The sequence below is a fragment of the Cytobacillus praedii genome, assembly GCF_001439605.1.
GTDB lineage: Bacteria > Bacillota > Bacilli > Bacillales > Cytobacillaceae > Cytobacillus > Cytobacillus praedii.
In genome coordinates, this window is the sequence record NZ_LMBX01000029.1 from 19,906 (window position 1) to 42,639 (window position 22,734).

The following is a 22,734-nucleotide window of genomic DNA, read 5'->3' on the forward strand; positions in this document are numbered from 1 at the left end:
TTATTACAGGAAACTAGTCATAATGAATGAGGAAATATAAGGTAAAATGTGACATCTTGCCCTTTCAACTGAATAATTCGAAAATTTTTTTCAACTTAAAGAAGGAGAAACAAGAATTATGTTGAATTTATACACTAGGTTTGTATCTTCTCGCAAAGGTGGTGAACAGGATGGAAGTAACTGACGTAAGATTACGCCGTGTTAATACAGATGGTCGGATGAGGGCTATTGCATCCATTACTTTAGATCATGAATTTGTTGTTCACGATATTCGAGTGATTGATGGGAATAACGGTCTATTTGTTGCGATGCCAAGCAAGCGTACTCCAGATGGTGAATTTAGAGATATTGCTCACCCGATTAACTCCGGAACTAGAGGCAAAATTCAGGAAGCTGTATTATCAGAATACCACCGTTTAGGTGAATTAGAAGTTGAGTTCGAAGAAGCTGGAGCTTCCTAAACAAATAAACATCAAGGGCCTACTTCCATAGTATGGCTCTTTTTATTTTCATTCCACTCTTCTATCATTCCCCCCTTTTGTTTCCATCTAAACCTTATCTGATAAAAAATGTTCATTAAATTGACAAATATAAGTAGTTTTTTTCATTCCTTGAAATAGATGGCTAATTAAGATATATTTTTAATGGATAAAAAGGATATAATTACGATGGCTTTTGACGTGATAAAGATATATTTTGGAATGGAGGCTGCGTTAATGTCTAATCGTTATGCGGTTATATTAGCCGCGGGCCAAGGGACAAGAATGAAATCAAAACTTTATAAAGTCCTTCATCCCGTTTGCGGTAAACCAATGGTACAACATGTAGTTGACCAAGTTTCAAAGCTTAATATAGAGAAAATGGTTACCATTATTGGCCATGGAGCAGAACTGGTTCAATCTCAGCTTGGTGACAGTATATTATATGCCTTGCAGAAAGAGCAGCTGGGGACAGCTCATGCCGTAATGCAAGCAAAAGATATCCTAGGAGAAAAAGAAGGCGTAACGATTGTTGTATGCGGTGATACTCCGTTGATCAAGCATGAAACAATGGAGGCACTTCTTAACCACCATGAAAAGATGAAAGCGAAAGCTACAGTCCTAACGGTATTAGCTGATGATCCTTCTGGATATGGCCGTATTATTCGTGATGAAAATGGGCATGTAGAAAAAATTGTTGAACACAAGGATGCAACAGAAGCAGAGCGAGAAGTTCAGGAAATTAATTCTGGAACCTATTGTTTTGACAATAAGGCATTATTTAGTGCTCTTAATCGTGTAAACAATGATAATGTACAGGGTGAATACTATCTGCCTGACGTGATTGAAATTCTAAAAGATGATCAAGAAATCGTTACCGCTTATCAAACGGATGAATTCGAAGAAACACTTGGTGTAAATGACCGTGTAGCACTTTCTGAAGCAGAGCAATTTATGAAGAAGCGGATAAATGAATTTCATATGAAAAATGGTGTAACAATTATTGACCCATTAAATACATATATCGGTCCAGATGTTATAATTGGAATGGATACAATCTTGCACCCAGGAACAACCCTTTCTGGAAATACGGTGATCGGCTCTGATTGTGTGATTGGTCCACATAGTGAAATTGCTGATTGTACAGTAGGAGATCGTACCGTCATACGTCAATCCGCCGCATTTGATAGTCAAATAGGAATTGATGTGCAAATTGGTCCTTATGCCCATATTCGTCCAAAATCAGAAATTCACGGCCATGTAAAGATTGGCAACTTTGTGGAAGTGAAAAAGGCTGTTTTTGGTGAAGGAAGCAAGGCTTCGCATCTAAGCTATATTGGTGATGCAGAGGTTGGGCGTGATGTGAATATTGGCTGTGGCACAATCACTGTTAATTATGATGGGAAAAATAAATTTCTGACAAAGATTGAGGATGGGGTTTTTGTTGGCTGCAATTCCAATCTTGTAGCGCCTGTAACGATTGGCAAGAACGCTTATGTAGCTGCTGGTTCTACAATCACAGAGGATGTACCAGGGGAAGCGTTGTCAATTGCGAGAGCGCGTCAAGTGAATAAAGAGAATTATGTGGGAAAACTGAACAGAAAGAAATAAAGCGATGGAGGCTCAACATGTCTAACCAATATTTGGATCCTAATTTAAAAGTTTTTAGTCTTAACTCAAACCGTGACCTAGCACAAGAAATTGCAAGTGTAATTGGAGTAGAATTAGGGAAGTGCTCAGTACAGCGTTTTAGCGATGGAGAAATTCAAATCAACATTGAAGAGAGTATTCGCGGCTGTGATGTATATGTGATTCAATCAACAAGCTCTCCTGTAAATGAGCACTTAATGGAACTTTTAATTATGATCGATGCTTTAAAGCGCGCTTCAGCTAAGACAATCAATATCGTTATGCCGTATTATGGATATGCGCGTCAGGATCGAAAGGCGAGAGCACGTGAACCAATTACTGCTAAATTAGCAGCTAATCTTCTTGAAACTGCTGGAGCAACACGTGTGATTACACTTGATTTACATGCACCGCAAATTCAAGGATTCTTTGATATCCCAATTGATCACTTAATGGGTGTGCCTATTTTATCTGAGTACTTTAAGAAGAAGGCGATGGATGGAGATGTTGTCATTGTATCTCCGGACCATGGCGGAGTTACTCGTGCACGTAAAATGGCTGAGCGTCTAAAGGCTCCAATTGCTATCATTGATAAACGCCGTCCAAAGCCAAATGTTGCTGAAGTAATGAATATCGTAGGTAATATTGATGGGAAACTAGCAATTTTAATTGATGATATCATCGATACAGCTGGAACGATTACTTTGGCTGCCAACGCGCTTATTGAAAATGGAGCATCTGAAGTATATGCATGTTGTACACATCCAGTATTATCAGGACCAGCAATTGAAAGAATTCAGAATTCAAATATTAAAGAATTAGTTGTTACAAATTCAATTGCTTTACCAGAAGAAAAGAAAATCGACAAAATTGTTGAACTATCTGTTGCACCTTTAATTGGAGAAGCAATTATTCGTGTTCACGAAGAGGAGTCTGTAAGCACGCTTTTCGATTAATAGAAAGAAAAGTGTAAGCGCCTTGCCTTGTTTAGCGTCGTATAGACTGGACCGCTCCTGACGAGATAAAGGAAACACGAAGAGCGACAGCGATTCGATGTTGACTTATCGTAGGAGGGGAAGGGAAGTCCAATAGACGCAAGGAGCTGGTGCTAAACAGTTCTCGAACTCAAAATATTTAATAATGCTTTAGCTAAAGTCAGCAGGCTTGCATTAATGCAAGCCTGCTATTATTGCATCTTTTGGTGTCGATGATTTTGAACTTGAAGGTTTAGTTTTCCTCATTTTAGGGCATTTTTTATATAGAGTGTCTTACATTACAAATGAGGAAGGGGATCAAATGATGACAGCCGTATTGCAAGCACAGGAGAGAAAAGAATTTCGAGGATCTGCTTTAACTCGTATACGCCGTGATGGAAATATTCCAGCTGTAGTCTATGGAGCAAAGTTGGACAGTAAGTCTATTTATGTGAGCGAAGCGGATTTTACTAAGGTCATCCGAAAAGTAGGAAGAAATGGCGTTATTTCATTAGATCTAGGCGGAAATAAACATAATGTAGTACTAAGTGATTATCAGGCGGACCCGATTAAACATGAAGTAATCCATGTTGATTTTCTTGCTGTGGATATGTCGAAGGAAATAACAGCAAATGTGAAAATCAATCTTGTTGGAGATGCACCAGGAGTTAAAGATGGCGGTGTGATGCAGCAATCTATGCATGAGCTTACTGTTACAGCAACGCCTGATAATATTCCTCAATCGATTGATATTGATGTTTCAAATCTCCAAGTAAATGAAACACTTACAATTGCTGATATTCAAACAAACAGCGGTTATGCAATAAATGAAGGGGTTGAGGAAGTGATTGCTTCCATCCTTCCTCCTAGACAGGAAGCAGAAATTAATAGCGGCGAAGAACAAGAGCCTGGAACCCCTGATAACGAGGAAGGCAGAGAAACGAAAAGCAGTGAGGAATAAAGGCTAAAAGGGATAATGCCTTGCCCGAAAGAAAGGGACTGGTCCGAATTTATTGGTCAGCCCCTTCTTTTTAGGCAATATATATAAAGATGGTGGGAAAATGAAACTAATTGTTGGACTGGGAAACCCCGGAAAGCAGTATGAAAAGACAAGGCATAATATTGGATTTGAGGTAATTGATGCACTTTCCGATCGTTTGAATATTCCGTTAAACCAGGCGAAGTTTCAAGGTATCTATGGTGTTGGCCATGTACAGGGAGAGAAAGTATACCTGTTAAAGCCTCTTACCTATATGAATTTATCAGGGGAATCTATTGCCGCTCTAATGGACTATTTTCAAATAGAAGATGAAGAGCTTGTTGTTATTTATGATGATTTAGATTTGCCGGTTGGGAAGATTAGATTGCGGCAAAAGGGCAGTGCCGGCGGTCATAATGGAATAAAGTCAACCATTGCTCATTTGGGAACACAAGAGTTTAACAGAATAAGAGTAGGGATTGACAGACCCCCAAGCGGAATGAAGGTTCCGGACTATGTTTTAGGAAGATTTTCGAAAGAAGAGCAGGAAATATTGGGTGAGGTTATTCTAAAATGCGCAAATGCCTGTGAGGATTGGATGTCCAAGCCGTTTTTACATATCATGAATGAATATAATCAGTAATCCATCATATTTTTTTATTAGTATCATAAAATAATATATCTTTTTATTTAAGAATCATCAAAGAAGAGCAAACTTGAAATTAAGTGCTTCCGCATGTCGGATTGTCTAGCTACATTGAATAAGTTCCTCTTATAGCGTTCATACTAATAGTATTGAACTGTTTTGCAGGGAGGGACATGCATGGCGATACATTATCATTGCCGTCATTGTGGAGTGAAGATAGGAACAATTGAAAATACAGCAATAAGCACGGACTCTCTAGGGTTTCATCTATTAAATCAATCAGAACGTCAGGAAATGATCTCATATGATCTTTCAGGAGATCTTCAAGTAAAGGCAATATGCGAGGATTGTCATGAATTGTTAGAGCGCAATCCGGATTATCACGAACATGATTTTTTGATTCAATAATAGGCTTTGGACTAACATCCAAAGCGTTTTTCTATTTCTAATTATTGCGAATTGTCGGTGAAGGCAGAAGCAGCTTGGACATTTCAGATATACAAAGTTTAGCATTTTGATTTTCGATAACTGTTTATCTCCAGCGCCTGACCCCTCTTAGCTGGGGTAATAAGCCAACCTGTCTAGAAGGTTAAAGACCAGCCTTCCAGCCATCTTGTCTTATGCTAGTCGGGTCTGACCAAGCCGCTTCCGCATTTCAGATTGGAGGGTAGCCATGATAGGGCTAAAACATATAATTAGTCAGCAAGATGATGTAAGGTCCGTCTTGTCTGGCATAAAAGAAGGACTGAGGGAGCAGCTAATATCTGGCTTATCCGGTTCTGCTCGTACACTTTTTCTAGCATCTGTTTATGAACAGACACGAAAGCCAATGCTTGTTGTTACACATAACCTGCTTCAAGCACAGAAATTATATGAGGATATTGTTAATTTAGCTGGGGAATCGGAAGTATTTTTATATCCAGCTAATGAATTGATCGCTGCAGAAATTAGCATTGCTAGTCCAGAATTAAAGGCACAGCGAATAGAAGTTTTAAACTATTGGAGCAATAGTAGGAATGGAATTTTAATTGCCCCAATGGCAGGGTTGAGAAAAATCCTTCCACCCGCATCGCTATGGAAAGCTTGCCAATTAACATTAAAAGTAGGAGATGAACTTTTAGAAGATCAATTCCTGCAATTTGTTCAAATGGGATATACAAGGGTTGGAATGGTTTCATCCCCGGGCGAATTTAGTATTAGGGGTGGAATAATTGATATTTATCCTTTAACGGAACCAGACCCTATCCGGATTGAATTATTTGATACGGAAGTAGATTCGATTCGTTCCTTTTCATTGGAGGATCAGCGTTCAAAAGAGAAACTATCAGAAGTGACAATCGGACCTGCTACCGAATATCCCTTACAAGCTGATCATTTTAGTAAAATCATTGAAAAGCTTGAAAAAGGATTAGGATCCAGCCTTAAAAAGATAAAAGATGAAAAGGCAAAGGCCCTGTTAGCACAGAATGTTGGTTTTGAGTTAGAACAATTAAAAATGGGCAATAAACCTGATCAACTATTCAAGTATCTCTCCTTCGCATATGAGGAAAGAAATAGTTTAGTAGACTACCTTCCAGAGAATGGTCTTATTGTTATTGATGAAATTAGTCGTGTCCAAGAGATGAATGACTCATTGGAGAAGGAAGAAGCAGAATGGTATACGAGTCTATTAAGTGAAGGCCAAATTATTCATGATGTGAAAATATCTCATAATTTACGAGGGTTTTTAAATAAGAAGAAACAGCCTGTTATATATATGTCCTTGTTTTTAAGACATGTCCCGAATACGAGTCCTGAAAATATTATTAATGTAACGTGCAAGCAAATGCAGAATTTCCACGGGCAGATGAATGTGTTAAAAGGCGAACTGGAACGATGGAAAAAGGCAAATTATACGGTTGTTCTTGTAGGTCCTGGGGAAGAGCGGGTAAGGAAGCTTCAAAGAGTGTTAGAAGATTATGAAATTGATACGCTGTTTATAGATGAGAAACAGCCGCTCCTTCTTGGAAGGGTTCAAATCGTGGAAGGAAATCTTCAGACGGGATTTGAATTGCCAATACAAAAGCTTGCCGTGATTACGGAAGAAGAGCTTTTTAATAAACGGACCAAAAAACAGCCTCGTCGCCAAAAGCTATCAAATGCTGAACGGATTAAAAGCTATTCGGAATTAAAAGTTGGCGATTATGTTGTCCATGTGAATCATGGAATCGGGAAATATTTAGGGATTGAAACACTGGTAATTAATGGTGTTCATAAAGACTATCTTCATATACGCTATCAAGGCAGTGATAAGTTATATGTTCCTGTCGAGCAAATTGATCTAATTCAAAAATATGTAGGCTCTGAGGCAAAAGAGCCAAAAATATATAAATTGGGTGGGAATGACTGGAAACGGGTTAAGAAGAAAGTTGAATCCTCTGTTCAAGATATTGCGGATGATCTAATTAAGCTTTATGCGGAAAGAGAAGCCTCGAAAGGACATGCCTTTAGTCCAGATGGAGAAATGCAAAGAGAATTTGAATCGGCATTTGCTTATCAAGAAACAGAGGACCAGCTCCGTTCAATCCATGAGATAAAACGGGATATGGAAAGAGAGCGGCCGATGGACCGATTGCTTTGCGGAGATGTCGGTTATGGAAAAACAGAGGTGGCTATCCGTGCAGCCTTTAAAGCAATTGCTGATGGAAAACAAGTGGCTATCCTTGTTCCAACAACGATTCTTGCCCAGCAGCATTATGAAACTATGAGGGAGAGGTTTCAGGACTTTCCGATTGAAATTGGTCTCTTAAGCCGTTTTCGATCAAGAAAGCAGCAAACAGAAACAATTAAAGGGCTGAAGTCTGGTGCAGTTGACGTTGTTGTTGGTACGCACAGGATTTTATCAAAGGATATTTCCTACCGAGATTTAGGGCTATTAATTGTCGATGAAGAGCAGCGCTTCGGTGTGACGCATAAGGAAAAAATTAAACAGCTGAAGACGAATGTGGATGTATTAACGCTTACAGCAACTCCAATTCCTAGGACTCTTCACATGTCCATGCTGGGTGTGCGTGACCTTTCTGTTATTGAGACACCACCAGAAAATCGTTTTCCGATTCAGACATACGTCATGGAATATAATGGCGGGATTGTCCGCGAAGCGATTGAAAGAGAACTTGCGAGAGATGGCCAAGTGTACTTTCTCTATAACCGAGTTGAGGATATTGAAAGAAAAGCGGAAGAAATTTCTATGCTTGTACCAGATGCGAAAGTGACCTATGCACACGGCAAAATGACAGAAAATGAACTGGAATCTGTCATGCTGAGCTTTCTGGCGGGAGAATCGGATGTTCTTGTGAGCACGACAATTATTGAAACGGGTGTTGATATTCCAAATGTGAATACCTTGATCGTTCATGATGCTGATAAAATGGGACTTTCCCAGCTTTATCAGCTTAGAGGAAGAGTTGGCCGTTCGAATCGGGTAGCCTATGCCTATTTCACCTATCGTAAGGATAAAGTTTTAACAGAAGTGGCAGAAAAACGACTTCAAGCTATTAAGGAATTTACAGAGCTAGGGTCTGGATTTAAGATTGCTATGCGTGATTTATCGATTAGAGGAGCAGGAAATCTGCTAGGTGCTGAACAGCATGGCTTCATCGATTCAGTTGGTTTTGATTTATACTCGCAAATGTTAAAAGAAGCAATAGAAGATCGAAAAGGCAATATGAATGAGGAAATTAAACAGCGAACAGAAGTGGACCTTGAGGTGGATGCCTATCTTCCTGATGCTTATATTCATGACGGTCATCAAAAGATTGAAATGTATAAACGATTTAGAGGCGCTTCTTCATTAGAAGATCTGGAGGAGTTAAATGAAGAAATGCTAGATCGGTTTGGTGAGTATCCGGATGAAGTATCCTATTTATTCCAAATGACTGAAATGAAGGTTTATGGAGAAATGGTTGGTATCGAAACGATTAAGCAAGCTAAGAATGAGGTTTTAATTCTATTATCTGAAAAGGCAAGTTCTCAAATTGATGGTCAGAAGATCTTTGAAGTAACAAGTAAATATGGACGTACAGTTGGTCTTGGAATGGATGGGAAAAAGCTTAAGGCTGTTCTTTATGTTAAAGGAATGAAAACAAGAGATTGGTTGAATATTGCCTTTGAAGTTGTCCGTGGCTTATATGGATCAAGAAAAGAGGAGCAGACGACTTCATAGAAAATGTTTTAATTGCTTAGGATAAGGGTATTTAAAAAAGAGAACTTACTGTGATGTTTAACCAATTCTGGTTATTGCCACACCTGCATGAGAAAAAAATAATTGAGCGTGTATATAACTTTCCAGATGAAAGATACTAAGTTCAAACATGGCGATGCATTCATTTTCTCCCAATTAAGGCATTGCTAAAGGAAAAGCAGCTGAGTTTTAAGTTAGACTGCTGTCTAGCGCAAACGCTTTTCAAAATCATCAGATGAAAGTGAGGCAACATTAGATGAAGGCAACTGGTATTGTTCGTCGAATCGATGATTTAGGTCGTGTGGTTATTCCTAAGGAAATACGCAGAACATTGCGTATTCGTGAAGGGGATCCTCTCGAAATTTTTGTAGATCGTGATGGAGAAGTGATTCTAAAGAAATATTCACCAATCAGTGAGCTTAGCGATTTTGCGAAGGAGTATGCAGAAGCATTATATGACAGTCTTGGCAATCCAGTATTAATTTGCGACAGAGATACGTATATTGCTGTTGCGGGCGGTTCGAAGAAGGAATATTTAAACAAAAGTATTAGCGAACTAGTTGAGAAAACCATGGAAGAACGCAGTTCGGTTATTATGAACCAGTCAGGTAATATCTCCTTGGTTGAGGGAAATTCAGAGGATTTAACCGCTTATACAATTGGTCCGATTATTGCAAATGGAGATCCAATTGGTGCAGTAATTATTTATGCAAAAGAAGGATCCTTAGGTGATGTAGAACAGAAAGCAGTAGAAACCGCTGCGAGCTTCTTAGCAAGACAAATGGAATCTTAAGAAATACTCCAGAATCCTAACGCAAGAATTTGCAAAAGAATATTTTTGAAAAAGGGGTAGCGAAATGCTGCCTTTTTTCTTTTTTCAGACAGGCTCAGCAATTAAAGCTGAGACGATCTGTCTAGCGGGGATAAAAGAACAACCTTGCTAGACAGCCTTGTCTTATGCTAGTCGGTGCTGAACAGTCACCTCAGCATTTCTGTGTTGTCTAGCTGCGGCTCCTAACCCCTTGAGGTCTTAAGCCAAACTGGCTAGAAGGTAAAAAAAACCTTCCAGCCAGTTCGTCTTAAGCTTGTCGGGGCTGAACAGTCGCCTCCACATTTCTGTGTTGTCTAGCTGCGGCTCCTAGCCCCTCGAGGTCATAAGCCAATCCGGCCAGAAGGTTAAAGAACAACCTTCTACCCGGCTCGTCTTATGCTAGTCGGGGCTGAACAGTCGCCTCCACATTTCTGTGTTATAATACTTCTGAATTATTGCTATGTGTTTTGGGAGGAGTTGGGCTTATGAGGCCCGAAAAGGATTCTCGAGATCTATTTAAAGGAGCGCTTATTTTAACGATTGCTGCCTTGATTACTAAAGTATTAAGTGCGATGTATCGCGTGCCGTTTCAGAATATAGTAGGAGATGTTGGGTTCTATATTTATCAGCAGGTGTATCCTTTCTATGGGGCTGCGCTAGTATTAGCTACGAGTGGGTTTCCTGTTATTATCTCTAAGCTTCATGCAGAGCAGGCAGTGAAGAAGGGGAGAAGTGGAGTCCACCATTTATTTGCCATCTCTGCATTTATATTAATGCTAATTGGTCTCTCTGGATTTTCAATCCTTTATTGGGGAGCAGAATGGCTTGCTGCATTGATGGGTGACCCAGGTCTTGCGCGTTTGCTGCGAATAATTTCAGTTGTGTTTCTAATTTTTCCGATTGTGTCTGTTCTTAGAGGGTATTTCCAAGGAACTGGCAACATGGTTCCGACAGCAGTTTCTCAGGTTGGAGAACAGTTTGTTCGTGTGCTAACTATTTTACTCACAGCGTGGATTCTGACAACAAAGGGATATAGCCTATACATAGTTGGAAGCGGGGCCGTTCTAGGTTCGGTGACCGGTGGAATTACAGCTATTCTCCTATTGGGAGCATTTTATTGGAATAGAAGAAGACGGGCATTATTCTCAATTGAGAAAATGGATTGGATAGAGAGCAGGAAGATAGCAAGTGCACTTATATTTCAAGGCCTCGCTGTTTGTATAAGCAGCATGCTGCTCGTTTTTATCCAAATGGCTGATTCATTGAACTTATATTCCATTCTTCTTTCTTCCGGATTTACTAGTGAAGGGGCAAAGGAATTAAAGGGGATTTATGACCGAGGACAGCCGCTAATACAGCTAGGGACGGTAGTTGCAACTTCCATGTCTCTAACTCTCGTTCCGATGATTACGAGTGAAAATTTGAAAGAACAAATGAGATATATGCATGATAAAATCCGCCTTGCTCTTCAAATTGGCTTGTTCGTTGGAGTAGGTGCTACATTTGGCTTATGGAGTATTATTAAACCTACTAATCAAATGCTGTTTGAAAATAATGAGGGGTCTGAGGTCCTTGCGGTATTATGTTTGCTGATTTTATTTATGTCCATAATCATTACCACAACGGCTATTCTGCAGGGGTTAGGCAATTTTCTTTTCCCTGCTTGTGTAATTCTTTGCGGGTTTGGCGTGAAATATGGTTTGAATATGATCTTTGTTCCGTTGTTTGATACTATGGGTGCAGCGTTTGCATCCTGTCTAACATTAGGTATGGTCATGGCTTTATTGTTATACAGGCTTCGAGTGTTATTAAAAACATCTATTTTAAGCATACGTTTTTCCTTTGTTGTAGGTGCAGCTGCACTTGTCATGGTGATCGTTTTAAAGATTTATATATATGTTACGGGTCTTTTCCCAGCCTTTAATCATGATCGTCTGTTTGCAAGCTTTCAATCTGTAAGTGCTGTAATTGTAGGAGCAGCAGTCTATTTATGGATTGTTTTAAAAGGGAGCACCTTTAAAGAGGAGGAACTTGCCATGCTGCCGTTTGGAAGCAAGCTATTGTTTTTTCTGCCAAAAAAGAAATAGGAGTTGAAGATGCAGATGAAAAAAATTCGTATACTCGGGCTTGGAGCAGGAGATTTGGATCAGCTTCCACTTGGTGTGTACCGTGCATTAAAGAAAGCGGAACCACTTTTTTTGCGTACGAAGGAGCATCCAGTTGTGAATGAGCTGGAAAAAGAGGGATTGGTGTTTACATCTTTTGATTCTGTTTATGAAAAGCATGATCAATTTCAAGCGGTATATGAGGAAATTTGTTATTCCCTTCTTGATGAAGCTTTATCGAAGGGGGATATTACTTATGCAGTGCCTGGCCATCCTCTTGTAGCTGAACAAACTGTACAGCTTTTACTCGAAAAAGCACCTGAAAGAGGTGTGGACATAGAAGTTGGCGGTGGACAAAGCTTCCTTGATTCCCTGTTTCAAGCGTTAAAAATTGACCCCATTGATGGTTTCCAGCTTCTTGATGGCACAAGCCTGAAAAAGGATGAAATGGAAGTGAAACAGCATTTAATTATTGGTCAGGTGTATGATCAATTTGTTGCTTCAGAAGTAAAGCTTACACTTATGGATATCCTCCCATATGACTATGAAATATATATTGTGACTGCTGCAGGAAGCCAGTCCGAACGGATTCAAAAGGTTCCATTGTATGAACTGGATCGGGAAATGGAAATAAATAACTTAACTTCTGTTTATATCCCGCCAGTCAATGATGAATCTATTTTATATAAACAGTTTTCAAAGCTGCGTCACATTATTGCTGAATTACGTGGGCCCGATGGCTGTCCATGGGATAAAAAGCAAACACATGAATCTTTAAAAAGGTATTTAATAGAAGAGGCATATGAACTTATAGAGGCGATAAATGAAGAAGATATTGATCATATGATAGAAGAGCTTGGTGATGTCCTCCTTCAAGTTCTCTTGCATGCACAAATTGGGGAGGATGATGGTTTTTTCACTATAGATGATGTCATTGAAAGGTTATCCGAAAAAATGGTTCGCCGTCATCCGCATGTATTTGGGCATACAACAGCAGAAACCGAAGAAGATGTTTTGAAGAATTGGCAGGCTATTAAAAAAGAAGAAAAGGGAATAGAAGATAAGTCTATTCTTGATCAAGTAGGAAAGTCTCTTCCTAATTTAATGGCAGCTGCGGAAATTCAAAAGAAAGTAGCAAAAGTTGGCTTCGATTGGAAGGAAGTAGGACCAGCTTGGGAGAAAGTAAAAGAGGAGATACGCGAATTTGAATTAGAAGCAGAGAATAATAGTGATAAAATGTCAAATGAGTTCGGTGATATTCTCTTTGCCTTTGTTAATATAGCTAGATTTTACAATATTGATCCAGAAGAGGCATTATACCAGACAAACCAAAAATTTAAACGCCGCTTTTCATATGTGGAAAAAAAGGTAAAGAAAAGCGGAAAGCCATTCGAAGAGTTCGAATTAGAGAATCTCGACCAATTTTGGGATGAAGCAAAAGAAAAAGGTCTATAAATAGAGGAGCGTTGTCATGAGATTAGATAAATTCTTAAAAGTGTCACGGTTAATTAAAAGAAGAACGCTAGCGAAAGAGGTGTCTGATCAGGGGCGTATTTCGGTTAATGGACAGCAGGCCAAAGCGAGTACAACCGTGAAGGTTGGAGATGAATTAGTTGTTCGCTTCGGCCAAAAATTAGTGACTGTGAAAATTGATCGTATACAGGAAACAACAAGAAAAGAAGATGCTCCAGAAATGTATACGATTATAAAAGAAGAGAAGGTAGAATCGGAAGGCTAAGCAGGCACCTCCGCATTTCGAATTGTCCAGCTGCGGTGGCTAGGGTCTCGAGGTCATAAGCCAACTCGTCAAGAAGGTTAAAGAACAACCTTCCTGCCGATTTGTCTTATGCTTGTCGCCCCTGATCAAGCCCCCTCCGCATTTCGTTGTTCTATTTCATTTCATTCATTCATAAATATGTACAAAAAGCTTGTACTTTGTGAATGTGAGGGATGAACGAATGAGTCAATATTACGAGACAAATTCAACACCGAAGACAAATGTCCAGGAACATGATGTCATCATGCGAAGCAGAAGGCTGTTAGATATTACTGGAGTTAAGCAGGTTGAAAGCTTCGATAATGAAGAGTTTCTGTTAGATACAGTTATGGGTTTTCTAGCGATAAAAGGCCAGAATCTGCAAATGAAGAATTTAGATGTAGATAAAGGGGTTGTTTCGATTAAGGGAAAAATCTTTGATCTCGTCTATCTGGATGATCAGCATGGAGATAAGGCTAAAGGGTTCTTTAGCAAGTTATTCCGATGACATTATCAACCCAATTTATCACTATGCTAGCTATGGTTGGCATGGGCTGTGTCTTTGGCGCTGCCCTTGATACATATAATCGTTTTTTAAAGCGGACAGAGCGAAACAGACTAATCGTCTTTATAAACGATATCCTCTTTTGGATTGTACAAGGGCTGGCGATTTTTTACATTTTGTTTTTAGCTAATAAGGGGGAACTAAGAGGGTATGTATTTCTTGCCCTTTTATGCGGATTTGCAGCCTACCAGAGTTTATTTAAGGGAATCTACCTTCGTTTGCTAGAAATCTTTATTACAATGATCATCAATTTTTACCGCTTTTTGTTGAAATTATTTCATTTTGTTATTTATAAACCGATTCGTGCATTAGTTGTTGCGATCATTTCTTTATTTATTTTATTAGGAAAGGGTCTTTTTTCACTGTTAAAAGCAGTATTAAAACTAGTATTATTAATATTGAAACTCATTTTACTGCCTGTAAAGTGGATTTTTTTGCTAATTTGGAAACTTTTGCCGAAACATATTAAAAAAACAGTCGATAAGATTTATAATAGAATGGCAGGAATTATTAAACAAATAAAGAATTACTTCCTTAGATGGATATCTAGGTGGAATAAAAATAAAAAGTAAGGGAGGGTGCGAAGTGGGTGCCATCAAGAAAAGAAATGTAGCCAAAATACAGACAAGCTATGCAAAACAGCAAGAAGTAGCTGAGATTAATGTGAATATGAAAAGAAAACGTCTTTATAGAAGATTATCCGTATTTTTTATAGGTGCAGCTGTCCTTTTTGTTTTCATGATCTCTACACTCGTTTCGCAATCCTCTGTTCTGGATGAGAAAAGGGCAGAAAAAAAGAAACTTGATCAAGAGTTAGCCTTACTAAAGAAAAAAGAAGTGATGCTAGAAGAAGAAATCGTGAAATTGAATGATGATGAATACATCTCAAAGCTTGCAAGGAAGGATTATTTCCTTTCCGAAAATGGGGAAGTCATTTTCAATATCCCTGATAATAAGGAAAAAGATGACAAAAAGGGAAAATCAACTAATTAGACCTTGTATTGAACTCTTTTTTCATATTCTGTATAATATATAGTAAGTTTGATTTTTTTATATAACTCAAGGAGGCAATATCTTTTTATGTCAATCGAAGTGGGCAGCAAGTTACAGGGTAAGGTAACAGGAATTACAAATTTCGGAGCGTTTGTGGAGTTACCGGAAGGCTCAACAGGTCTGGTACACATTAGTGAAGTTGCAGACAATTATGTTAAGGATATTAATGAACACCTTAAGGTCGGTGACCAAGTAGAGGTTAAAGTCATTAATGTCGAAAAGGATGGAAAGATCGGTTTATCCATTAAAAAAGCTAAAGACCGGCCTGAAAGAACAGAGCGTCCTGAAAGAGGCGACAGAAGAGAGTCAAGGGGACATTCACATTCTCAACGTCCACGTCAAGGCAGATCAAATGATAATCGTCCTTCCCGAGAAAACTTTGAATCTAAAATGGCTCGTTTCTTAAAGGATAGTGAGGATCGTTTATCATCTTTAAAACGCAATACTGAATCAAAGCGTGGGGGAAGAGGCGCTAGACGAGGGTAACTTGCTGCTTAATTGATATATATTTATAAATAGCAGGGTTTATCGTTTATTATTCCCATAGGTTAAAGACAAGTCTAATATAGACTTGTCTTTTTTTTGTCAAAAATCGCTGCGTTTAGATATATAAATAGTTTATATTCGTTTCCCTAGCATATGAATGAATTTTTTATAGGATTATGTCGCATCTAAAACGATCATTTCGTCAATCTTTTTAGTATAAAGGCAAATGAAACAGCCAATTTCGTTTTTTCACCCCTCAAAAGCCTTTAAAGATTTAAAAAATTGGAATAGGCGGGTGAATCATTCGATCATTTTGTTTACTTATTAGGTATTTCAGTGAAATTAGTCGAACGAAAAAAACAGCCTTGTCCACCATTTTGACAAACTTCTTTCCATTTCAAACTTATAATGATTTGCAACGATAAAAAGTGGGGAGTGTAGTTAAATGGCAAATAGTGTAGAAAGGAATGTAGTCCAACCGCTTGGAGAAGTGAATTTTACTAAACCTAAATGGGAGTTTACAAAAGGATTAAATAAATTTCAGCAGATGTGTGAGACTATTTTTCTTAAAAAGGGCTATCTCCTTTTATTGATCGGTTTTTTACTTGGAAGAGCGCTGATTTTAGCCCAGCTAACACCTTTTAGCCTCCCTTTCTTCGCAGCTGTTTACTTTTTAAGAAAGGAAAAGGCACCGATCGCTCTTATAGGATTGATCGCTGGAGCTGCAACCTTATCCATCCCTCATGCTGTATCTGCATTTGGGATTAGCTTTTTATTTTTGCTTGCCTATCGAATAGCAAAAAAATGGCTTACTAACGAGATAAAGGCATTGCCGTTTTTTGTGTTTTTTACAATCATTACAGGAAAGCTACTAGAAGCCTTTATAGTAACGAAGCAGCTTGCGCTTTTTGATGGAATGATGGCTGGTGTTGAAGCAAGCTTAGGTTTTATCCTTACACTGATTTTTGTTCAAAGTCTCCCATTATTGTCTGTTAACAAGCGAAAGCAATCGTTAAAGATAGAGGAGATCGTTTGCCTAATTATTATGCTGGCTACCGTCATGACTGGAACGATTGGCTGGACTGTTTATGGGTTATCCATCGAGCATATTATGTCAAGATATTTAGTGGTATTATTTGCCTTTGTTGCCGGTGCAACAGTAGGCTCTACGGTAGGCGTTGTAACAGGCTTAATATTTAGTCTTGCCAATATAACAAGTTTCTATCATATGAGTTTGCTAGCTTTTGCTGGTCTGCTAGGGGGTCTATTAAAAGACGGAAGAAAGATAGGTGTGTCGGCAGGTCTTTTGATAGCCACTCTCTTAATAGGGATGTATGGTGAAGGAGGAGGCACTCTCTATAAAACTCTCTTAGAGACAGCGGCAGCTATTTTCCTGTTTATTTTTACACCTCAAGCGTTATTAACGAAGTTAGCGAAACATATTCCAGGCACAACTGAACATGCTGCAGAACAGCAGCAATATATGCGCAAAATGCGAGATGTTACAGCTCAAAGAGTGGCACAATTCTCAAACGTATTTCAAGCCCTTTCAAAAAGCTTTTCATCCTATGATAAGCCATCAGAATGGGAAGAGGATGAAGGAGCGCGTGAGTTAGATTATTTTCTAAGCAATGTAACCGAAAAAACATGCCAAACATGCTTTAAGAAGGATCATTGCTGGACAAGAAACTTTGATACAACATATGACTACATGAAAGAAATTATGAATGAAATGGAATATAATCATGGCGATTTATCGCCTAAGCTATCACGAGAGTGGGAAAAACATTGTACGCGGTCGAAGAAGGTAACAGATACAATCCAGCAGGAATTAACCTTTTACCATGCGAATCAAAAGCTAAAGAAGCAGGTACAGGAAAGCAGAAGATTGGTAGCTGAGCAATTACTAGGTGTATCAGAGGTGATGGGTGATTTCGCAAAGGAAATTCAAAGGGAAAGAGAAAATCATCATAAACAGGAAGAGCTTATTTTAGAAGCATTACAAGAGTTTGGTATTCAAATTGAACAAGTGGAGATATACAGTCTGGAACAGAGAAATGTTGATATTGATATGACTATTCCCTACTGCAACGGGCATAGAGAATGTGAGAAACTGATTGCGCCGATGCTTTCGGATATCCTCGGAGAATCCATTGTTGTCAGTTCAGAGGACTGTTCAACCTTTCCTAATGGTTTCTGCCATGTAACTTTCCGTTCGTCTAAAGCCTTTACCGTTGAAAGTGCGGTTGCGCATGCAGCAAAGGACGGGGGATTTCTTTCCGGTGACAGTTATTCTACGATGGAGCTGGGCTGTGGAAAGTATGCCATTGCTATTAGTGATGGGATGGGGAACGGAGAACGGGCACATGTGGAGAGTAAAGAGACACTTCAGCTGCTTCAAAAGATCTTGCAATCAGGGATAGAGGAAAAGGTGGCAATTAAGTCGGTAAATTCTGTTTTATCCCTGCGCACAACTGATGAGATTTTCTCAACATTAGATTTAGCGATGATTGACCTCCAAAATGCGGGCGCAGAATTTCTGAAGATTGGTTCGACACCAAGTTTTATTAAAAGAGGGGACAAGGTAATAAAAATACAGGCTAGTAACCTTCCAATGGGAATTATCCAAGAGTTTGAAGTAGACGTTGTCAGTGAACAGCTAAAAGCAGGGGATTTATTAATTATGATGAGTGATGGCATCTTTGAGGGACCAAAGCATGTCGAAAATTTTGATTTATGGATGAAAAGAAAAATTATGGAATTGAAAACGGAGGACCCTCAGGCTGTAGCCGATTTGATTATGGAAGAGGTTATTCGTTCAAGATCTGGCTTTATTGAAGATGATATGACGGTCATTGTTGCAAAGGTCAAGCACAATACACCGAAGTGGACCAGCATTCCAGTTCATAAAATTAGAAAAATGGCTAATTAGTTAATTTAACCTAATAGCTAATAATATATGTATATTTCCCTTCTTACCGGTCGAAAATGGAAATGAAATGCGGAAGCGCCTTCGGAACAATCAAGAGGCAAATTGTTGCTGCGAAGATCACTCAGGGAAGCTTTCCTTAGTGTTCAGCCCCGACAAGCACAAGACGAATTACGTAGGAAATCCTGATTTTCGAAGTGATTTGGCTTATGACTCGAGTCGACACTTGTGCGTTCTATACGTCGGGGCTAGGCGCTGGAGCTGGACAGATGTCTAACTTAAAGAAGCAAAACATTATCCTTTTTGAAAATGGAGGGGCGTTTTATGAAAACTGGAACATTGAAGCAGATTTTATTAATTACGGACGGCTGCTCGAATCAAGGAGAGGATCCAATTGCAATGGCAGCGTTAGCCAAAGAACAAGGGATTACGGTGAATGTTATCGGTGTGATGGAACATGATATCATTGATGAAAAAGGAATGAATGAAATCGAGGGTATCGCGATGTCTGGCGGAGGCGTTAGTCAGGTTGTTTATGCAAAGCAACTATCACAAACCGTTCAAATGGTTACGAGAAAGGCAATGACACAAACGTTGCAGGGAGTTGTTAATCGGGAGCTGCAGCAAATTCTAGGTGGCAACAAAAAAGTGGAGGACCTCCCGCCAGATCAAAGGGGAGAAGTGATGGAGGTTGTAGATGAGCTTGGTGAAACCGTTGAGCTGGAAGTACTCATACTAGTGGATATGAGTGCGAGTATGAAAGAGAAGCTTCCAACTGTAAAAGAAGCCTTGCTGGATCTATCATTAAGTTTAAATGCCCGTTCAGGTGATAATCATTTTAGCGTGTTTGTTTTTCCAGCCAGAAGGAAAGAAGTCGAAAAGGTTTTGGATTGGACACCGAATCTTGGTTCGCTCACAAGTATATTTGGTAAATTAACAACTGGCGGAATCACCCCAACTGGTCCCGCTATTCGTGAGGCATTAACTTATTTTAAGAAAAAACGATCATTAAGGAGTCTGTTCTCTCGTGATGATGAATCATTCTTTGAAGAATCAGTTTAATGTAAAGCCAGGAACACTAATAGAGGGAAAGTGGCACCATAATCAATATAAAATTATAAAGGAATTAGGATTTGGGGCCAATGGCATTGTCTATTTAGCACAATTTCGCAATCAGACGGTTGCGCTGAAAATGAGCGATAATGGAATGTCCGTTACGAGTGAAGTGAATGTTCTAAAATCCTTTGCAAAGGTCCAAGGGTCTGCCCTCGGGCCTTCTTTGCTTGATGTTGATGACTGGCAGCAAAGGGGAGGGCAAATCTCCTTTTATGTAATGGAATATATCCAAGGGCCAGATTTATTAACCTTTATTCAGCAAAACGGGCAAGTATGGACAGAGGTGCTTATATTACAGCTTTTAAACGATTTGCATACACTTCATAAAAATGGCTGGGTGTTTGGGGATCTGAAGCCTGATAATTTGATCGTAACAGGGCCGCCTGCCCGAATACGCTGTATTGATGTCGGGGGAACGACCATTCAAGGAAGGGCAATAAAGGAGTTCACAGAATTCTTTGATAGGGGATATTGGGGCCTTGGATCAAGGAAGGCTGATCCGAGCTACGATCTTTTTGCTGTCGCCATGATTCTTATTAATATCTCTTATCCAAAGCGGTTCAATAAAACCTCTGGTGATCTTAAACAGCTGGAGGCCATGATTAAGGGAAAAGATGAGCTCAAAAAATATGAAAGCACCTTACTGCAAGCTTTAAAAGGGAACTTTTCAAGTGCGAAGGAAATGAGGACGACGATGCTGCAGTTCAATCAGCCCCAGCCAGATCATAAAACGCGCGATCCTAAGAGAAGACAGACTCAAACAAGACAATCGAATAAAAGTGTAAGCAGGCAAACGTATACTAAGAAAAAGAAAAAAAGAGGTCTTTTTGAAACCGCCTTAATTTTTATTATTATTTCTCTTCTCTATATGTTCTATATTTATGGTCAATTAACATAAAAAATTAAATGATTAGTTTCACCCAAGTCATATATGCTATGCTTCAAGGAGAACATATTTAGATATTATATTTTTATGATAAGGAAGAAGCATATGCTGGATGCCAAGGTTAAAGCTTTTTTACAGCGAAAAGGATTAGACCTAAATAATAAGAAAATTTTAATTGGAGTGTCAGGTGGACCTGACTCACTTGCCCTTCTCCATTATTTGTGGGAAAAGAAGCAGTCATTCAATCTTTCTATTGTTGCTGCCCATGTTGATCATATGTTTAGAGGGGAAGAGTCTTTTGCTGAAGCACAATTTGTTCAGCGATTTTGCAGGGAAAGAAATATACCCTTTGAAATGACGAGAATGGATGTTCCTAACTATATTGAAGAGACAGGCAAAAGCACTCAGGCTGCATCTAGAGAATGCAGATATCAGTTTTATGAACAAATGATGGAGAAGCATCATTCAGACTATCTTGCCCTTGGTCACCATGGAGATGATCAGGTCGAAACAATTCTAATGCGGTTAACTAGAGGAAGCTCAGGAGATGCTAGAGCGGGGATTGCTTTTAGCAGGCCGTTTGGAAATGGGTATATTCTTCGGCCCTTTCTATGCTTGAATCGATTGGAAATTGAAGAATATTGCGAAATCAATCATCTTGATCCGCGCCGAGATCCTAGTAATGAAAAGGGACTTTACAGCCGCAATCGCTTTCGGAAGGAAGTCATGCCCTTTTTAAAAAAGGAAAACCCTCATGTTCATGTTCATTTTCAGCGATTTAGCGAAGAAATTCAAAGTGATGAAGCTTTTTTGCAGGAATTAACGATCCAAAAAATGAATAAAGTAATGGAAAAGAAGACAACTAGGGAAATAATAATAAATATTATAGAATTTCAAGAAATGCCAATGCCTTTACAAAGAAGAGGGATTCAACTAATATTAAACTATCTTTATAAGGAAAAACCTACATCTTTATCTGCCTTACATATTGAGAATGTTTTTGCATTAATGAGCAGTCCCCACCCATCTGGAACACTTCATTTCCCAAACGGTTTGAAAGTTGTGCGTTCATACGAGAAATGTCAATTCCTTTTTCGTCTTCAACCAATACAATCCTATCGTTTTGAAATGAAAGAACCTGGAAAATTCGAATTACCCAATGGCAGCTGTATAATTCTTGAATTCACAAACTGTCCTGAAGGTTCTATTCAAGCAAATTCCCTTCTTTTGCAGCGGGACGATTCTTTGCTTCCTCTTGTTATTCGAACGAGGAAAGATGGAGACCGTATGTCATTGAAAGGAATGCAAGGGTCGAAGAAGGTAAAAGATATTTTTATCGATAATAAAGTGCCTTTGCAAGAAAGAAATTCTTGGCCAATTGTTACAGACAGCAACGGCCAAATCTTGTGGGTGCCAGGATTAAAAAAATCCCGTTCTTCAACAGGGCAGCAGTCGAATGCTAACTTTATTCTTTTAACTTACATAAGGCAATGATTCTTCTAGGAGGCACGCTAATAATGAAAAATGATATCGAAAAAATTTTAATAACAGAAGAAGAAATTCAAGAAAAAATTAAGGCGCTGGCTGGAGAACTAACAGAGGCGTATAAAGACAGCTTTCCTCTTGCGATTGGTGTTTTAAAAGGTGCTATGCCTTTTATGGGAGATTTGTTAAAACGTATCGATACGTATCTTGAAATGGATTTTATGGACGTTTCAAGTTATGGCAAGTCAACTGTTTCATCTGGGGAAGTTAAAATTGTTAAAGATCTTGACACATCTGTTGAAGGAAGAGATATCTTGATCATTGAAGATATCATCGATAGTGGTTTGACTTTAAGTTATTTAGTTGAATTATTCCGCTATCGCAAGGCAAAATCCATCAAAATTGTAACGCTGCTGGACAAACCAACTGGACGTAAGGCAGATATTAAAGCCGATTATGTTGGATTTATCGTTCCTGATGAGTTTGTTGTTGGGTATGGTCTTGATTATGCTGAGAAGTATCGAAACCTTCCATATATTGGTGTGCTAAAGCCTGAAGTATATAGTGATAATAATTAAGTCAATAATTCTAAGAGGAAACATCCAAGAATGAT

20 protein-coding genes are annotated in these 22,734 nt (G+C 38.9%); all 20 read left to right on the plus strand.

Going from position 1 to position 22,734, the window contains the following annotated elements; all coding sequences use genetic code 11:
* The first annotated feature begins 170 nt into the window (after positions 1 to 170).
* The 20 genes from spoVG (at position 171) to hpt (ending at position 22,699) form a co-directional block, all read left to right on the plus strand.
* Positions 171 to 461 (plus strand): septation regulator SpoVG, encoded by a 291-nt coding sequence (gene spoVG / locus ASU02_RS21890; RefSeq protein ID WP_053479353.1) that lies wholly within the window; start codon positions 171 to 173, stop codon positions 459 to 461.
* A gap of 255 nt (positions 462 to 716) precedes the next feature.
* The gene (gene glmU, locus ASU02_RS21895; protein WP_057767553.1) at positions 717 to 2,090 is read left to right on the plus strand and encodes a bifunctional UDP-N-acetylglucosamine diphosphorylase/glucosamine-1-phosphate N-acetyltransferase GlmU; all 1,374 of its coding nucleotides are present in this window, start codon (positions 717 to 719) and stop codon (positions 2,088 to 2,090) included.
* 17 nt (positions 2,091 to 2,107) lie between these two features.
* Positions 2,108 to 3,064: a ribose-phosphate diphosphokinase gene (locus tag ASU02_RS21900; RefSeq protein ID WP_057767554.1), complete on the plus strand. Its 957-nt coding sequence runs from the start codon at positions 2,108 to 2,110 to the stop codon at positions 3,062 to 3,064.
* A 343-nt stretch (positions 3,065 to 3,407) separates the two neighbouring features.
* Positions 3,408 to 4,043 (plus strand): 50S ribosomal protein L25/general stress protein Ctc, encoded by a 636-nt coding sequence (locus tag ASU02_RS21905; protein WP_057767555.1) that lies wholly within the window; start codon positions 3,408 to 3,410, stop codon positions 4,041 to 4,043.
* A gap of 100 nt (positions 4,044 to 4,143) precedes the next feature.
* Complete coding sequence (pth, locus tag ASU02_RS21910; RefSeq protein ID WP_057767556.1) at positions 4,144 to 4,704, plus strand: aminoacyl-tRNA hydrolase; 561 nt, start codon at positions 4,144 to 4,146, stop codon at positions 4,702 to 4,704.
* A 180-nt stretch (positions 4,705 to 4,884) separates the two neighbouring features.
* Complete coding sequence (locus tag ASU02_RS21915; RefSeq protein WP_057767557.1) at positions 4,885 to 5,115, plus strand: anti-sigma-F factor Fin family protein; 231 nt, start codon at positions 4,885 to 4,887, stop codon at positions 5,113 to 5,115.
* 265 nt (positions 5,116 to 5,380) lie between these two features.
* Positions 5,381 to 8,911: a transcription-repair coupling factor gene (mfd, locus tag ASU02_RS21920; protein ID WP_057767558.1), complete on the plus strand. Its 3,531-nt coding sequence runs from the start codon at positions 5,381 to 5,383 to the stop codon at positions 8,909 to 8,911.
* A 274-nt stretch (positions 8,912 to 9,185) separates the two neighbouring features.
* Complete coding sequence (gene spoVT, locus ASU02_RS21925) at positions 9,186 to 9,722, plus strand: stage V sporulation protein T (protein ID WP_057767559.1); 537 nt, start codon at positions 9,186 to 9,188, stop codon at positions 9,720 to 9,722.
* Between the two features lie 503 nt (positions 9,723 to 10,225).
* Positions 10,226 to 11,827: a putative polysaccharide biosynthesis protein gene (locus ASU02_RS21930; RefSeq protein WP_057767560.1), complete on the plus strand. Its 1,602-nt coding sequence runs from the start codon at positions 10,226 to 10,228 to the stop codon at positions 11,825 to 11,827.
* 15 nt (positions 11,828 to 11,842) lie between these two features.
* Positions 11,843 to 13,300: a bifunctional methyltransferase/pyrophosphohydrolase YabN gene (yabN, locus tag ASU02_RS21935; protein WP_057767582.1), complete on the plus strand. Its 1,458-nt coding sequence runs from the start codon at positions 11,843 to 11,845 to the stop codon at positions 13,298 to 13,300.
* 16 nt (positions 13,301 to 13,316) lie between these two features.
* Entirely contained in the window at positions 13,317 to 13,583 is a 267-nt protein-coding gene (locus tag ASU02_RS21940; RefSeq protein WP_057767561.1) for an RNA-binding S4 domain-containing protein, read from the plus strand.
* A 220-nt stretch (positions 13,584 to 13,803) separates the two neighbouring features.
* On the plus strand, positions 13,804 to 14,109 hold the full coding sequence (yabP, locus tag ASU02_RS21945) for a sporulation protein YabP (protein WP_057767562.1): 306 nt from the start codon (positions 13,804 to 13,806) through the stop codon (positions 14,107 to 14,109).
* A complete protein-coding gene (yabQ, locus tag ASU02_RS21950) occupies positions 14,106 to 14,738 on the plus strand; it encodes a spore cortex biosynthesis protein YabQ (protein ID WP_057767563.1) in 633 nt (210 codons plus the stop codon). Before yabP ends, yabQ begins: the two co-directional genes overlap by 4 nt.
* Before the next feature lie 13 nt (positions 14,739 to 14,751).
* Positions 14,752 to 15,159 (plus strand): FtsB family cell division protein, encoded by a 408-nt coding sequence (locus ASU02_RS21955; RefSeq protein WP_057767564.1) that lies wholly within the window; start codon positions 14,752 to 14,754, stop codon positions 15,157 to 15,159.
* A gap of 87 nt (positions 15,160 to 15,246) precedes the next feature.
* Positions 15,247 to 15,705, plus strand: coding sequence for a S1 domain-containing RNA-binding protein (locus ASU02_RS21960; protein WP_053479367.1), 459 nt, complete (start codon positions 15,247 to 15,249; stop codon positions 15,703 to 15,705).
* A gap of 445 nt (positions 15,706 to 16,150) precedes the next feature.
* Complete coding sequence (spoIIE, locus tag ASU02_RS21965) at positions 16,151 to 18,637, plus strand: stage II sporulation protein E (protein WP_057767565.1); 2,487 nt, start codon at positions 16,151 to 16,153, stop codon at positions 18,635 to 18,637.
* A 306-nt stretch (positions 18,638 to 18,943) separates the two neighbouring features.
* Complete coding sequence (locus ASU02_RS21970; protein WP_082631893.1) at positions 18,944 to 19,696, plus strand: vWA domain-containing protein; 753 nt, start codon at positions 18,944 to 18,946, stop codon at positions 19,694 to 19,696.
* Positions 19,665 to 20,648 carry a protein kinase domain-containing protein gene (locus ASU02_RS21975; RefSeq protein WP_057767567.1) on the plus strand — a complete coding sequence of 328 codons (984 nt, stop codon included), beginning with the start codon at positions 19,665 to 19,667 and terminating at the stop codon, positions 20,646 to 20,648. Before ASU02_RS21970 ends, ASU02_RS21975 begins: the two co-directional genes overlap by 32 nt.
* Before the next feature lie 93 nt (positions 20,649 to 20,741).
* Positions 20,742 to 22,130, plus strand: a complete 1,389-nt coding sequence (gene tilS, locus ASU02_RS21980; RefSeq protein WP_057767568.1) for a tRNA lysidine(34) synthetase TilS — start codon at positions 20,742 to 20,744, stop codon at positions 22,128 to 22,130.
* 23 nt (positions 22,131 to 22,153) lie between these two features.
* Positions 22,154 to 22,699: a hypoxanthine phosphoribosyltransferase gene (gene hpt, locus ASU02_RS21985; RefSeq protein ID WP_198317476.1), complete on the plus strand. Its 546-nt coding sequence runs from the start codon at positions 22,154 to 22,156 to the stop codon at positions 22,697 to 22,699.
* Positions 22,700 to 22,734 lie beyond the last annotated feature (35 nt).